The sequence below is a fragment of the Streptomyces sp. NPDC102462 genome (genome assembly GCF_044765425.1).
Classification (GTDB): Bacteria; Actinomycetota; Actinomycetes; order Streptomycetales; family Streptomycetaceae; genus Streptomyces.
The window spans coordinates 1-15,622 of record NZ_JBIWKB010000067.1; the positions used below are offsets into that span (position 1 = coordinate 1).

The window sequence follows — 15,622 nt, forward strand, 5'->3', positions numbered from 1 at the left end:
GCCCGACGCCGCCCACAACTCCTCGTAGGTCATCGACAGGTCGCCCTCGGACAACGCCACCGCACCCGGCGACACCCGCACCCGCCCCGCCACCAACTCCGGCACCAGGCCGCCCGGGACTCCGCCCGCGGTGGCGCCCCAGCCCTCCAGGACGAGGCCGCGTTCGGGGCCGGTCAGCACGCCCAGCCGGCCCACCGGTGCCGTGGGGTCCTGGGCCAGCTGTTCCAGGACCCGGGCGACGATGCCGCCCAATGCCTCGCCGAGCTGTTCCTCGATGAGGCCGGGGTGGTAGGTCACATCCACGCGCAGCCGCTCGTCGGGCGCGATCCCGACGGACAGCGGGTAGTGGGTGGCCTGGCGGGCCTCCAGGGAGGAGAAGGTCACGGCCCCGGGGTCGGGGGCGGGCCTGCGGCTGCGCGGGTAGTTCTCGTACACGAGGAGTGTGTCGAAGGACGCCGCGGGGCCCACCGCGCCCTGGATGTCAGCGAGGCCGAGGTGTTGATGGGCCATCAGTGCGCCCTGCCGGTCCTGGAGTTCGGCGAGCATGCGGTCCAGCGGCTGGGCGCCGTCGAGGCGCACCCGCACAGGCACCGTGTTGATGAACAGGCCGACCGCGGTCTCCGCGCCGGGCAGTTCCGGTGGCCGGCCGGCCACGGTCGCGCCGAACACCACGTCGGTACGGCCGGTCAGCCGGGCCAGCACCAGCGCCCAGGCGCCCTGGACGACGGTGTTCAGGGTGAGGCCGCGGGCGCGGGCCAGGTCGGTGAGGGCCGCGGTCGTCTCCGCGCAGAGGTGGACGGACCGCCGCCGCGGGCTGCCGGAGCCGGGCTGGGCAGTGGCCGTCGCGGCGACGAGGGTGGGCTCCTCGGCGCCGTCCAGTTCGGCCCGCCAGGCGGCGCGCGCGGCCTCCTTGTCCTGGCGGGCCAGCCAGGCGAGGTAGTCCCGGTACGACGTCACGGGCGCGAGCGAGGAGGGGTCGCCCTTCGCCTCGTAGACCGTGCCGAGTTCGTCCAGCAGGACGGGCAGGGACCAGCCGTCCAGCAGGATGTGATGACTCGTCAGGACGAGGCGGTGGTGGCGCGCGTCCCGTCGCACGAGCAGGAGGCGCAGCAGGGGGGCGACAGCCGGGTCGATCCTGCGGTCCCGTTCGGCGCGTACGAGCCGGTCGAACTCGGCGTCCGCGGCGGGTTCCGTGCGGTCCGAGAGGTCGGCCTCGGTCCACGGGAGGGTCGCCTCCCGCATGATGAGTTGGACGGCCTCGCCGGTGGCGCGCCGGTGGAAGCTCGCCCGCAGCGCGGGGTGACGGTCGAGGAGCGTCTGCCATGCCGCCCGCAGCCGGGCCGCGTCCAGCGGGCCGTCGACGGACAGGACGGACTGCACGGTGTAGATGTCCGGGCGGCCCTGTCCGTCGAAGTCGGCGTGGAACAGCAGGCCTTCCTGAAGGGGCGACAGCGGCCATACCTCCGCGAGGGCGGACCCCTTGGCGGTGGATCCCTGACCGGCGGTGGGAGCCTTCACAACGACCGTCCTCCTTCGCGTCCTTCGATTCCTTCGATGCTGTCGAGGCCGGTGAGACCTCTCGGGAGCGGTGACCGGGACGGGCCGCCGGGGACGGCCAGTTGTGCCGCGATCGCCTCGAACTCCTCGACCTCGTCCTGGGCGAGGTCGACGAGGGTGAAGTCGGACGGCGTGTGGCCTCCCGCGGTGGGGTCCGCGGTGTGGTCGGCGAGGGCGCCGAGCAGGTCGAGCCAGGTCCGGCCGAGCCGGTCCGCCGTCTCCTCGTCCAGGACCGCGGCGGGCCAGGCGAGGGTGAGGGTGAGCTGAGGTCCGTCGGCCGTGTCGCGGACGGCGGCCGCGGCCTCGACGGCATGGGTCGCGGGCAGGCTGGGGGCGGCCGAGCCGCCGATCGGGGGATGCCCGGCCAGTTGCCAGGGGGCGACGGCCGCACCGTGGGTTCCGGTGGCGAAGCGGCCCAGGTAGTTGAAGCCGATCTGCGGGCTGGGCAGCGCGGCCAGGATCGGCGCGGTCTCGGGGCCCAGGTGGCGCAGCAGGCCGTAGCCGAGTCCGTCGCCGGGTATGGAGCGTGCCTGCTCCTTGACCGTCTTGAGGAGGGTGCCGACGGCCGGTCCGCCGGACAGGGCCTCGGCGAGGTCGACGCGGGCGAGGTCGAGGCGCACGGGGTGCACGCTGGTGAACCAGCCGACGGTGCGCAGCAGGTCCGCGCCGCCGAGCGGGTGGCGGCCGTGGCCCTCCACGTCGATCAGGACGACGCCGGTCCCGTCGTGCGGGTGCGCCGCGGTGGCGGTGCTCGCGGTGTCCCGGCCGCGGACCAGCCGTACGGCACCCGCCAGGGTGGACAGGAGCACTTCGTGGACGCCGCAGTGGAACAGGACGGGGGCCTCGCCGACGAGGGTGCGGGCCTGTCGTGCGGGCACCGTCCAGGTCACGCGGCGCACGGTGGCGGCGGTGTCCCGGTCCGGGTCGAGAGTGCGCCGCCCCAGGAGGGGTTCCGCGTGGGCCACCACGGCGCCCCAGCCCTCCAGTTCGGCGGTGCGTCCCGGCTCGCTCGCCTGTCCGGCGAGCAGGCTCGCCCAGCGCCGGAACGAGGTGCCCACCGGGTCGAGGGCGGGCTCGCGGCCGGCCGCGGCGGCCTCGCAGGCGGCCCGCAGGTCGGGCCCGAGGATCCGCCAGGACACGCCGTCCACGGCCAGGTGGTGCACCGCCAGGACCAACCGGCCGGTGCGGGCGGGCCCGGCGTCCAGCCAGACGGCCTGGACCATCACGCCGGACGCCGGGTCCAGCCGCCGTACCGCCTCGTGTGCGGCCCGGGCCGCGGCCTCGTCCAGGCCCGCGTCATCGCTGCGTGTGGCGTCGACGGTGCGGACCAGCTCCGCTGCGGGTACCGCGCCCTGCTCGCGCACGACGAGGGTCGGGTAGGGCCCGGTGCCGGCAGTGCGGGCGCGCAGCATGTCGTGGGTGTCGAGCAGGGCCCGTACACCCGCGGTCAGGACGTCGGTGCCGAGCCCGGCCGGTGCTCCGAGGACCACCCATTGGGCGAAGGTGCCTGCGGTGACCCGCTCGCCGAGGACCCGCATCACCGGGGTCCACGGCACCTCGCCCACGCCGATGTCCCAGGCGGGTTCCTCGCCGGTGCCGAGCCGGGCGACGGTGGCCAGGTGTGCCGCGGTCGGCTGCTCGAAGACGTCCTGCGCGGTGATGGTGACGCCCGCCCTGCGGGCGCGGCTGACCAGTTGCATGGAGGTGATGGAGTCGCCGCCGAGGCGGAAGAAGTTGTCGTCGGCGCCGACCCGGGCCAGGCCGAGCACCTCGGCGAACAGAACGCACAGCAGTTCCTCGGCCGCGCCCTCGGGGGCGCGGCCCACGACGCGCTCGGCGAAGTCCGGTGCGGGCAGGGCCGCGAGGTCGGTCTTGCCGTTCGGTGTGACCGGCAGCGCGTCCAGTACGACGATCGCCGCGGGCACCATGTGCGCGGGCAGCAACTGGGCTGTGGCCTCCCGGACGGCCTCACCGTCCAGGGCCGGGGCGTCGGCGGGCGCGGGGGCGGGGGCGGTCTCCGACGCCGGGACGGTGTCGACGGGGGTCGCGGTCACGTAGCCGATCGGGCGGTGTTCGCCCGCGCCGTCCCGGCCCAGCACCACCACGGCCCGGTCGACCCCGGGGTGCGCGGCGAGGGTCGCCTCGATCTCGCCCAGCTCCACGCGGAACCCGCGCACCTTCACCTGCGTGTCGGCGCGGCCCTCGTAGACGAGGTCGCCGGTGCGGGTCCGGCGCACCAGGTCGCCGGTGCGGTACATGCGCTCGCCGGGCGCGAACGGGCAGGCCACGAAGCGTCCCCCGGTCTGCGCCGGGCGGTCCAGGTAGCCGCGGGCCAGGCCGGCGCCGGCGAGGTACAGCTCGCCGACCGTGTCGGGCCCCACCGGGTGCAGGAAGCCGTCCAGTACGTACGCGGCGGTGCGGTCGACGGGGCGGCCGGTGGTGGGCCGGTCCTCGGCGCGCAGCGGCCGGCTCACGGTGGAGGTGACCGCGGCTTCGGTGACGCCGTACTCGCTGTGCACGTCCCGCCCGGCGGCCGTCCAGCGTCGGCGCAGGTCGTCGGGGACGCTCTCGCCGCCGATGATCAGCACGCGCAGCGCGGGCAGGTGCTCGGGCGGCAGTTGGGCGAGCATCGTCGGGGTCATCGCCACGTGTGTGACGCGGCTGACCCGCATCAGCCGGACGAGGTCGTCGCCGGTCGCGCGCCGCCGTACGGGCGGGGCGAGCACGAGGCGCCCGCCGGCGCACAGCACCGGCCAGATGTCCGCCAAGGACACGTCGAAGCTGGGCGAGACGAGTTGCAGGACCCGGCTGTCCGCGTCCAGCGCGTAGCGGCGGGCGTGGTCGGTGACGAGGTTGCGCAGGGCGCCGTGCGGGACGACCACGCCCTTGGGGGTTCCGGTCGAACCGGAGGTGTAGATGGTGTAGGCGGCGTGCGCCGCCCGCAGCGGTGCCGCGCGGTCCCGGTCGGTCACGGGCCCGTCCGGTCGTGCGGCGAGGGCCCGTTCGGTCGCGGGGTCGTCGAGGACCACGAGGCGGGCCGGGAGGCCGGGCGGTACGGCGTCCCGGGCCGCGCGGGTGCAGACCACGACCGGCGGGGCGACGTCGTCGAGCAGCAGCCGCAGCCGCGCCGGTGGCTGGCCCGGGTCGATCGGTACGTGGACGCCGCCGGCCAGGGACACGGCCAGCAGTGCCACGACCAGCTCGACGGAGCGGTCCGCCAGGACGCCGACCCGGCACTCCGGGCCGACGCCCTCGCTCATCAGGTGCCGGGCCAGACGCGAGGCCCTGGCGGCCAGCTCGGCGTAGCCGACGGTCCGGCCGTCCGCTTCGACGGCCACGTCGGCGGGCGCCCGGGCGGCCCGGCGCTGGAAGGCCTCGGGCACCAGGACGTCGTCGTGGGTGCCGGACGGGCCGGTCCGCTGCGCGGCCCGGGCGCCCGCCACGGCGAGGGCGCGCTCGCCGACGCCGAGGACGGCGACGCGTCCCACCGGCTGTGCCGGGTCGGCCGTCAGCTGTTCCAGGACCCGGGTCAGCCAGCGGACCAGTTCGGCGACGCGGTCGGGTGCGATCACGTCCGGACGGGCGACGAGGTGTCCGCGCAGCCGCTCGTCGGGCACCACGATGAGCGCCAGCGGGTAGTGGCCCCGGTCCTGGGGCTCTCCGACGGGCCGCATGGTCAATGTGGGTGCGGGGTGGCCGGCGGGCGCGGCCGGTGCCTCGGGGAGGTTCTCGAACACCACGAGGGTGTCGAAGACCGCGCCGTCCCCGGCGGCTCTGCGGATGTCTCTGAGGCCCATGTGCTGGTGCGGCATGAGGGCCACGTGCCGGTCGCGCAGTTCGGTCAGGAGCGCGCCGACCGGCCGGTCCGGTGCCAGGTCGGCGCGGACGGGCACGGTGTTGATGAACGGCCCGACGATCGACTCGACGCCCGGCAGGTCGGCGTGCCGGCCGGCGACCGTGGTGCCGAACACGACGTCCGTGCGTCCCACCAGCCGGGCCAGCACCAGCGCCCACGCGGCCTGTACGACGGTGTTGACCGTGACGCCGTGGGCCCGTGCCAACGCGCCGACGGCGTGGGTGAGTTCGTCGCTGAACTCGAACGCCACCGGCTTGGGCACCACGGGTGTCCTGACCGATTCCTCGGGCACGACCAGGGTGGGCTCACCGATGCCGGCCAGCTCCGCCCGCCAGGCCCGGCGGGCCGCCTCCTGGTCCTGCCGGGCCAGCCAGGTGAGGTAGGCGCGGTAGGAGGTCGCGGCGGGCAGTGTACGGGCGTCGCCGCCGGCCGCGTAGAGCGCGGACAGTTCGGCGAAGACGACCGCCATGGACCAGCCGTCCACGAGGGTGTGGTGGCTGGTGATGACCTGCTGGTGGCGGTGGTCGTCGAGCCGGATCAGGAGCAGCCGCAGCAGCGGGCCCGCCGCGAGATCGAACCGCTCGGCCTTCTCCGCCTCGGCGAGGCGGGCCACCTCGGCCCGCGCCGCCGGGCCGCAGCGCCCGGACAGGTCGGCGGTGCGCCAGGACAGTGGCACGTCCCGGGCGATGGCCTGCACCGGTTCGCCGGAGACCCGCTGGTGGAAGGTGGCACGCAGGGCGGGGTGGCGGTCGAGGAGCACCTGCCAGGACGCGCGCAGCCGGGCCTCGTCCAGGGGCCCGTCGAGGGCGAGGACGCGCTGGCTCGCGTACACGTCGGGGCCGGCGTGGTCGTACGTCGTGTGGAAGAGCATGCCTTCCTGGAGCGGTGACAGCGGCCAGACGTCGACGAGATCGGACCGCTCGGCGCGCAGCCGGGTGAGTTCGTCGGGGGTCAGCTCGACCAGGAGCGGTTCGGGGCCGGGGCAGTCCGGGCCGCCGGTCGTGGGGCGGCCGTCCGGGCCCGCGGTCCCGGTGAAGGTGGCCACCGCCGCCAGCGCGGCCGGCGTGTCGTGTTCGAACACGTCCTGCGCGGTGCACAGGACGCCCGCGCGGCGGGCCTGCGCCGCCAGTTGCATCGACATGATGGAGTCGCCGCCGAGGGCGAAGAAGCTGTCGTCGGCGCCGACGGCGTCCAGCCTCAGTACGGCCGCGAAGAGGTCGCACAGCACCGCTTCGGCCGGTGTCCGTGGGGCGCGCCCGGCGACCTTGGCCGCGAAGTCCGGTGCGGGCAGGGCCGCGCGGTCGACCTTGCCGTTGCGGGTGACCGGCAGGGTGTCCAGGACGCACACCGCGGCCGGGACCATGGGATCGGGCAGCAGCCGGGCGGCGTGGACGCGCAGTTGCCCGGGGTCGACACCGGCCGCGTGGCCGTCAGCGGCGGCGGGGACGACGTAGCCGACGAGACGGCGTTCGCCCGGGGTGTCCTCGCGGACGACGGCCACGGCCTGGGCCACGTCCGGGTGTGCGGCGAGGGCCGCCTCCACCTCGCCCAGCTCCACCCGGAAACCACGGATCTTCACCTGGGCGTCCGCACGCCCCACGAACACCAGCTCACCGTCCTCGGACCAGCGCACCAGATCACCCGTCCGGTACATCCGCCCACCCGGCACGAACGGACACGCCACGAACCGCTCGGCCGACAGCCCCGGCTGCCCCCAGTACCCCGACGCCAACCCGGCGCCCGCGAGGTACAGCTCCCCGACCAGGCCGGGTTCCAGGGGGCGCAGGAACGCGTCGAGCACGAAGGTGTGCCGGCCGGGCAGGGCGCGCCCGATGGGCAGCACGGGCGGCGCCGCCGCGCGGGGCCCGACCAGGTGCCAGGTCGCGCAGAGGGTGGCCTCGGTCGGCCCGTACAGGTGACGGACGGTCAGGTCGGGGCAGGCCTCCCGGACCCGGGCGACGGAGGCGGCGGGCACTGTGTCGCCGCCCGTCAGCACCTCGCACAGCCCGGTGAGGCTCTCCGGTTCCTGGCCGGCGAGTACCCGGAAGGTGCCCGCCGTCAGGTGCAGCCGGGTGACGCCGGCGGACACGTAGCCGCGCACCCGCTCGGCGTCGACGGGGCCCGGGCCCGCGACGACCACCCGGGAGCCCGCGGCGAGCGGCACCCACAGCTCGTACAGGGAGGCGTCGAAGGCGTGCGGCGCGTGCATCAGCACCGCGTCGTCGGGGGCCATCCGCCAGCCGGGCTCGCCGACCAGGGTGGCGACGGCCGCGTGCGGCACGGCCACGCCCTTCGGCGCGCCGGTCGACCCCGAGGTGTACATCACGTACGCCGTGTCGTCCGGGTGGGCGGGGCTGCGGGGAGCGTCGGCGGCGCCCTCGTCCGCCGGCTCCCCCGGTGCGGCCGGGTCCTCCAGCATCACCACCCGGGCGCCGCTCTCCGGCACCGTCGCCCGGGTCGTCCCGGCGCACACCACCACCGAGGCGGCGCAGTCGGCGAGCACGCGGGCCACCCGTTCGGCCGGATGGCCGGGGTCCACGGGGACGTAGGCGGCTCCGGTCCGCCACACCCCGAGCAGCGCCACCGCCAGGTCCGCGGAACGTTCCAGCACCACGGCGACCCGGTCGCCGCGGCCGACGCCGGCGCCCACGAGGTGCCGGGCGACGCGTCCGGCCCGCCACCACAGCTCGCCGTACGACAGGGACAGCGTGCCTTCGGTGAGCGCCACCGCGTCGGGCCGGCGCAGCGCCTGCCCGGCGATCAGCTCCGGCACCGACGGCCCGCGTTCCGGTCCGGCGGCCGGGTCGGCTCCCGGGCGGGGGCGCGGGCGGGTGTCGGGGCGGGTCGCGGCGTCGGTCCGGGCGATCGGTGCGGTCGGGTCCGCCACGAGGCGTTCCAGGAAGCGCACCAGGGACCGGTGGCTGCCGCGCGCCCACTCCTGGTCGTAGTGCGCGGGGTTGGCTTCGAGGGAGATGGCCATGCCCTGGTCGTCCGACCAGCCGCTGACCACCACGCTCAGCTCCTCGACCCGACGGTTCGACAGGTCGCGGACGATGCCTCGGCAGTCGCCGAAGCGCAGGTTCTCACCGAGCGGCAGGATGTTCACGAAGGGCCCGAAGTGCCAGCGCCCGCCGTCGGGCCAGCCCAGCTCGCGGCGCAGTCGCTCGCCGCGGTAGCGCTGGTGCCGGAGCAGGCCGGTGGTTTCGGGAGCCGCGGCGCGGGCCAGGTCGTCCAGGCTCGCCGTCGCGGGTGCGCGCAGCCGGAACGGCAGGACGTTCGCCATCGTGCAGGGGGTGCGCCGTTGCGGAGCGGTGAGGCGTCCGGCGACCGGCAGGCTGAGCACCGCCTCGTCGGCCCCCGTCAGCCGGCAGCTGAAGGCGCCGACCGCGGCGACCACCAGCCGGGGCCAGCTCACCTCGGCGCGGGCCGCCGCCGCGTGCAGGGCGCGCACCGCGGGCGGCGGCAGATGACCGGTGGCCGTCGGGGCGGCGTCCGCGGCGGCCAGGCCATGGCCGGGGAGGGCGGCGAGTTCCGGCCGGTCCCCGAAGCGGTCGTGCCAGTAGCGGCGGTCCCGTTCGTACTCGGCGGAGTCGCGGTAGGCGGCCTCCTGCCGGAGCAGTTCACGCAGCGGCGCGTGGCCCGCGGGCCGGACCGGTTCCGCGTGCTGCGCCCGGGTGTACAGCTCGGCGACCCGGCGGGCCATGAGCGAGCACCCGAAGCCGTCCATCAGCAGGTGGTCGTAGCGCTGGTACCACACGTGCCGGCCGGGTGCGAGGGTGAGCAGCGCGTACGCGTACAGGCCGCCGTCGGCGAGCCGTGCCGTGTGGTGCAGTTCCGTGTGCATCCATGCCTCGGCCGCCCGCCACGGGTCCTCGTGCGCGGTGAGGTCGACCTTCGTCAGGGTCCACTCGGGTGCCGGGGTGAAGAGTTGGCGGACGTCGCCGCCGGGTTCCGTCACGAACCGCACGCGCAGGATCTCGGTCTCCTCGACGGCCCGGCGCAGCGCCTCCTCGAAGGCTTCGGTGTCCAGCGGCCCGAGGATCTCGACGTGCTGGCCGATGGTGTAGAAGCCGCGTGAGCTCTCGATGCGCTGGGCCAGCCAGATCCCCTCTTGGCTTTCGGACAGGGGCAGGGTGGAATCCGCTCCGCTGCTCATCGCTCTCCCTTCAACGGCGCCGCGGGACCTGTCTCCTGGGTGGTGCGTGGGGGCTAGTTCTCGTCCGGTTCGCCGTGGCGGCGCAGCATGTACTCGCCGCCGCCTCCGGGTGGCATGCCGCCGCCCAGGACGATCCCGTCGCCACCGGGCATGGGGCCGGTGCCGAGCATCGGGCCCTCGCCGATGACCGGTCCGTCGCCGAGGCTCATGACGCGTGCCCCCGCGGGGACGCCCTGGCGGCTCCGGCCGCCGTTCGGGTGCGGTCCGGGGCCGGCCGCGCCCTGGCCCTGCCGGTCGAACTGGGTGCGGTAGAGGTCCGCGTACAGGCCGCCCGCCGCGAGGAGTTCGTCGTGCGTGCCGCGTTCGCGTATCCGGCCCTCGTCCACGACGAGGATCTGGTCGGCCTCACGGATGGTGGACAGCCGGTGGGCGATGACCAGGGAGGTCCGGTCGCGCAGGGCGGTGGTGAGGGCCTGTTGGACGGCCGCCTCGGACTCGGAGTCCAGGTGGGCGGTGGCCTCATCGAGGACGACGACGGAGGGCGCCTTGAGCATGAGCCGGGCCAGGGCGAGGCGCTGCTTCTCGCCGCCGGAGAGGCGGTAGCCGCGGTCTCCGACGACGGTGTCGAGGCCGCTGGGCAGCGCGCGGATCAACTCCCCTATCTGCGCCGCGTCACAGGCCTCCATGAACTGCTGCTCGGAGGCGTCGGGGCGGGCGTAGGCCAGGTTGGCGCGGATGGTGTCGTGGTAGAAGTGCGCGTCCTGGGTGACCACTCCCACGGTGTCGCGCAGGGAGTCGAGGGTGACGTCCCGCAGGTCGTGGCCGTCGATGCGGACGGTTCCCGAGGTGGGGTCGTAGAGGCGGGACACCAGGTGGGTCGTGGTGCTCTTGCCGCCGCCCGACGGTCCGACGAGCGCGGTGAGCTGTCCGGAGGGCAGCTCGAAGGACAGCTCGTGCAGCACCTGCGGCCCTTCCTTCGAACGCTCCTGCGGGGACTGGGCGGTGGACTCCAGCGAGACCAGGGAGACGTCGCTGGCGCGCGGGTAACGGAAGGACACCTGGTCGAACTCGATGCGCGGGGCGGGTCCCGCGCCCGGCGACGGCAGGGCCACCGCGTCGGGCTTCTCCTCGATGAGCGGCTTGAGGTCGAGCACCTCGAAGAGGCGGTCGAAGCTGACCAGCGCGGTCAGCACGTTCGCCTGCATGCCGGAGAGCTGGGTGATGGGGCCGTACAGCCGGCCGAGGAGCACGGCGAGGGCGACGAGCGTGCCGATCTCGAACACGCCGTGCAGGACGAGGCTGCCGCCGACTCCGTACACGAGTGCGGTGGCGAGTGCGGCGAGCAGGCCCATGGAGATGAACGACAGCCGGCTGAAGACGGTCCACTTCACGCCCACGTCGCGCACCTTGCCCGCGCCCGCGGTGAAGACGGCGGCCTCCGCGGCCGGCCGGCCGTAGAGCTTGGCGAGCATCGCGCCGCTCACGTTGAACCGTTCCTGGACGACGCCGGCCAACTCGGCGTTGGACTGCATCTGTTCCCTGGAGTAGCGCTGGAGGCGCCGCCCGACGTAGACACCCGGCAGGACGAACAGCGGCAGCAGGGCCACGGCGATCAGGGTGATGAGCCAGGACAGGTAGAACATCTCGGCGAGGACGAGGAGGACGGTCACCACGCTGGTCGCGGAGGCCAACAGCAGTCCGAGGGCCTGCTGGGCCAGCATGACGTCGGCGTTCAGCCGGCTGGTGAGCAGTCCGGTCTGGGTACGGGTGAAGAACGCCATGGGCTGGCGCTGTACGTGGGTGAACGTCTGCACACGCAGGTCGTGGCTGACTCCCTGGCCGATACGGCCGGAGAAGTAGCTCTGCCCGAGCTGCATCACGGCGTCGACCACGGCGAGCCCGGCGGTGACGAGGGCCAGGGTGCTGACGAGGCCGAGGTCGTCCTTGAGGATTCCCTCGTCGACGATCTCCTTGAGCAGCAGCGGAGTCGCCACGATGACGAGGGAGTCGATCACGGTGTTCAGCAGCAGGAGCAGCAGGGCCCGCCGGTGCGGCCGCAGATAGGTGAGCGCGCGGCGCAGGGTGCCGGGCCGCAGGGACTCCCGCTTGGACTTGGTGTCGGACGAGTTCGGGTCTCCGACGGTAATTCCACCAGGACCTTGGGTGATTAACACGCGACGGAAACCTCCTGGGATCACTTCATTCCATCGGCTTCGCTCATACCGGGACACTACCGGTCTCAATTCCCGCCAACCAGGCGTCAGGCTGGGCAGATCCGCGGGTCGCGGAAGTCTGGGCGGCCGACGGTACGGAACCTGCAAAAACGGGTCCGCGAATTCCATGGAAAACACCGGTGACGGGGTCGCGATGCGTTTTCGCATCGCGACCCGCTGTCCGACCGGGCGAATTGGTCAGTTGGACACCCGTGCCGCGCTATGCCGTCTCGGCGGCCTTCCGCTGCACTCGTTCCGCGAACTCCGCCCACATCTCGGCGCAGTCGTTGGCGAGGTGGGCGACGAGGCTCCCGCAGTGCGGCGGAACCCGGTCGACAAGCCTGTCCCATTCCGCCGCGTCGAGAGTGTGGAGGTTCAGCAGCCGCAGCAGGGTGCGTCCAGTCTCGCTGAACCGGAGTGCCGGATCCGCCTTGAGCCGGTCGACGAGCGCCGCCGGGTCCGGGGCCGGTGCCGGTGCCGGGGTGCGCCGGGGCAGGCCGACCGGCCCGAGCGGGCCGTGGGCCGCGCCCTGCCCGCCCCGGGCCCGCTGCCTGCCCCGCGGTTGCGGGTCCTCGCCACGCATCATGCGGTTGCGCACGTCCCGGACCGTCTCCGGCGAGATGTGGGCGGCCCGGGCGACCTGCCGCAGCGACAGGCCCGGGTTCTCGGCGATGATCTCGCTGGCCAGGCGGCGGCCCTCGGCGCCGCTGACCGGGCGGGCCCGGCCGTCCTGGCCGATCCGGCTCGCCCCGTCGTCGGCTGCGCCGTCCGTGGCACCGTCCTGTACCGCTCGGCGGATCTCGGCCACGGTGCCGGGCGCGATGCCGGCCACCGAGGCGATCATGCGGTCGGACCAGCGCGGGTGCGAGCCGAGGATGCGGCGCGCGGCCCGTTTGCGGTCCGCGGTGGTCAGCGGCAGTCCGTGGGCGGTGTTGGCCTCGACGGCCAGGACGAAGGCGTCGGTCGCGGCGCCGTCGAAGAACCTCGCCGCTATCTTGCTCTGGCCGCGCAGTTCGGCGGCCCGTACCCGGTGCACCCCGTCGATGATCCGCATCGTCGGGCGGTGCACGGTGATCGGGGGCAGCGGTGTCTGCACCGCGGCCAGCGCTTGCACATGGTCCGGATCGGCTCCGGAGAGCCTCGGTGAGTCGGCCGTCGACAGCGTGCTGATCTCGACTTCGACGACCATGAGCCGATCGATGCGCGGATGCCCAGGTATCGCCAACTCAATTCCCCCTAGTGATCGGTCGCGCCTCCGCACGCATGCGCAGACACGCGCGGCGGCTCACACCACACCCGGGGCAGCCTCCTGGCAACAGCGCACACCGATAGACGAGGGGAACCCGTCATTCCCGCCGTCGCAGGCCACGCCGAATCAGCAGCAGAACGATTCGCCGTGTCTCTGAACCCTGCCGGTGCCCATCGCCACTCCCCCGGTTTGCGTTGCAGATCTCCGTCACGGAATGTCCGCGTCCGCTGGAAAAGGACAGCGTCCCGGCCGAGAACGTCTTTTCCTGTCCGGGGCGGCGTGGTGCGGGGCGGCGTGCCGCCGCGGAAAGCCGCCCGACGGAAGAACGTCTCCTATGGCCGAATACGGCGACCTTAACAACGGCTTTCCGGACTTGGACACCCCTACCCACCCCTATGCGGTCACCCCTGCCACCCGGTGGCGGAGCGGGGGTGAGGTCGCGGCGGGGGCGGGCTGAGGCCGCGGCACGGCGGGGACGACCCCTGGCGTGGGCGGGTGTCACGCCTCGCCCCGGACGGGTGTCACACCTTGGTCAGGACGTGCACCGCGGCGTCCGTGCGTACCAGGAAGGCGACTTCCACGACGAGGCCGCCGCCCGGCCGGGCACGAGCGGTGAGCAGGGCGTCGTGGGCGACGGCGATGGTGCGCACGATGGACAGGCCCAGCCCGTGATGGCCCTCGTCGGCGGTCCGGCCGAGCCGCTGGAACGGCTCGAAGAGCCGCTCGACCTGGTCCGGCGGGACCTCGGGTCCGGTGTTGGCGACGGTCACCACCGCGTGCCGGCCCCTGGTGCCCGTGCTGATCTCCACGTGTCCACCGCGGACGTTGTATCCCACGGCGTTGTCGACGAGATTGGCCACCAGGCGCTGCACGAGCGCGGCGTCACCGGCGATGGGGGCCGGTGCCGCGCTGATCCGCAGGTCGAGACGGCGCCGGGCGACGTCCGGGCGCTGGACGCCCGCCGCCTGCTCGGCGACGTCGGCGAGGTCGACCGGTTCGCGGCGGTCCAGGCCGCGCTCGCTGCTGGACAGCGTGAGCAGCGACTCCAACAGGCGTGCCTGCTGTTCGCTGATGGCGAGGAGCCGTTCCAGATTGGCGCGGTAGGACTCCACGGTGGCGTCCCGGTCCATGAGCGACTCCTCCACCAGCGCGTGCTCCAGGGTGAGCGGGGTGCGCAGTTCGTGCGCAGCGTTGGCGACGAAACGCCGGTGCGAGTCGAGCGCGGCCTCCAGTCGGCCGAGGAGTCCGTCGACGGTGTCGGCGAGGTCTTTCAGCTCGTCGGCGGGGCCGACGACGGCGAGGCGTTCGTGCACGTTGCGCGCGGAGATACGGCGGATGGTGCCGGTCATGGTGCGCAGCGGCCGCAGCACCCGGCCCGCGATCAGCCATCCCAGCGCGATCGAGAGGACCGCCATGATGGCGAGGGCGATGCCCGCCTGCACCAGCAGGTTCTGCAGTCCCTCCTGGTGCTGACGGTAGGCGTGTTCGCGCAGCGTCCGCATGCCGTCGTCCAGGTTGAGCTGTGAGTGGTCGGTGAGCCCGAGCGAGGGGCCGCCGCCCGGGGCGCCGGTCAGCCGGGACACGTCGCCGCCCTCCCGGCCGACGATGACGTTCGACGAGGCGTGCGTGACGAGCAGATAGGTGATCGCGAGCAGCACCGCGCCGGAGACGACGAACAGCACCCCGTACAGCAGCGTGAGGCGCATCCGCACCCGGCGCGGGGTGAGGCGGCGTACGGCGCTTGTCAGCAGGCGGATGGGGCCGGCCGGCCACGCGACCGGGTGCCTGGGCAGTGGCATGGTGCCTCAAATCCGGTAGCCGCCCCGGGGGACGGTCTCGATCAGCGGCGGGTCGCCGAGCTTGGGTCGCAGCCGGTTGATGGTCGCCTTGACGGTGGTCGTGAAGGGGTCGGCCGCCTCGTCCCAGACGCGTTCGAGCAGTTCCTCCGCCGACACCACCCGTCCCTGGGCGGCGAGCAGGTATTCCAGGACCGCGAGTTCCTTCGGGGTGAGCGCGAGCCGCTGCGAGGCGCGCGTCGCGATCCGCCGCGCCGGGTCGAGCCGCAGATCGCCGTGGACGAGGACGGGCGGCAGCGCGGGCTGCGAGCGGCGGCCGAGCGCCCGGATGCGGGCGACCAGTTCGGCGTACGCGAAGGGCTTGGGCAGATAGTCGTCGGCGCCGAGGTTGAAGCCCTCGACGCGGTCGGCGATGGTGCTGGACGCGGTCAGCATCAGCACCCTGGCGTGCTCGGGCTGGGCGGCGAGCCGGCTGCACACCTCGTCGCCGTGCACGCCGGGCAGGTCCCGGTCGAGGACGACCACATCGTACTCGACGGCCACCGTGCGCTCCAGCGCGTCCGTGCCGTCGTACGCGACGTCCACCGCCATGCCCTGACGGCGCAGCACGCGCGCGACGGACTGGGCGAGTTCGGCGTGGTCCTCGACCACCAGCACCCTCATCGACCACTCCTCGCTTCCGGCCGGGCGGCCCGGCTGATCACAGCGCACGACCCTGCCCGATCCCCCGTCACGCGCCGGTCACAGTGCGCGGTCGTCCGTTCGCAGAGTACCGACGCGAGCGGCCCGGTCACA

Annotated in this window: 6 protein-coding genes; all 6 read right to left on the minus strand. The window is 74.1% G+C overall.

Annotation, left to right across the window (positions count from 1 at the left end):
* The coding region (locus ACIRFL_RS36870) for a condensation domain-containing protein (RefSeq protein WP_404037851.1) at positions 1 to 1,518 on the minus strand (1,518 nt) is incomplete at its 3' end.
* Positions 1,515 to 9,569 (minus strand): amino acid adenylation domain-containing protein, encoded by an 8,055-nt coding sequence (locus ACIRFL_RS36875; protein ID WP_404037854.1) that lies wholly within the window; start codon positions 9,567 to 9,569, stop codon positions 1,515 to 1,517. The genes ACIRFL_RS36875 and ACIRFL_RS36870, both read right to left, overlap by 4 nt.
* A 53-nt stretch (positions 9,570 to 9,622) precedes the next feature.
* Positions 9,623 to 11,743: an ABC transporter ATP-binding protein gene (locus ACIRFL_RS36880; RefSeq protein ID WP_404037856.1), complete on the minus strand. Its 2,121-nt coding sequence runs from the start codon at positions 11,741 to 11,743 to the stop codon at positions 9,623 to 9,625.
* A gap of 259 nt (positions 11,744 to 12,002) precedes the next feature.
* Positions 12,003 to 12,971, minus strand: coding sequence for a ParB N-terminal domain-containing protein (locus ACIRFL_RS36885; RefSeq protein WP_404037859.1), 969 nt, complete (start codon positions 12,969 to 12,971; stop codon positions 12,003 to 12,005).
* Between the two features lie 581 nt (positions 12,972 to 13,552).
* The gene (locus ACIRFL_RS36890; RefSeq protein WP_404037938.1) at positions 13,553 to 14,737 is read right to left on the minus strand and encodes a sensor histidine kinase; all 1,185 of its coding nucleotides are present in this window, start codon (positions 14,735 to 14,737) and stop codon (positions 13,553 to 13,555) included.
* Between the two features lie 99 nt (positions 14,738 to 14,836).
* The gene (locus ACIRFL_RS36895) at positions 14,837 to 15,490 is read right to left on the minus strand and encodes a response regulator transcription factor (protein ID WP_404037862.1); all 654 of its coding nucleotides are present in this window, start codon (positions 15,488 to 15,490) and stop codon (positions 14,837 to 14,839) included.
* Positions 15,491 to 15,622: the final 132 nt, after the last annotated feature.

Coding starts and splice junctions, on each gene's coding strand:
- ACIRFL_RS36895 (WP_404037862.1), bottom strand. CDS start 15,490: ATGAGGGTGCTGGTGGTCGAGGACCACGCCGAACTCGCCCAGTCCGTC.
- ACIRFL_RS36885 (WP_404037859.1), bottom strand. CDS start 12,971: ATGGTCGTCGAAGTCGAGATCAGCACGCTGTCGACGGCCGACTCACCG.
- ACIRFL_RS36875 (WP_404037854.1), bottom strand. CDS start 9,569: ATGAGCAGCGGAGCGGATTCCACCCTGCCCCTGTCCGAAAGCCAAGAG.
- ACIRFL_RS36890 (WP_404037938.1), bottom strand. CDS start 14,737: ATGCGCCTCACGCTGCTGTACGGGGTGCTGTTCGTCGTCTCCGGCGCG.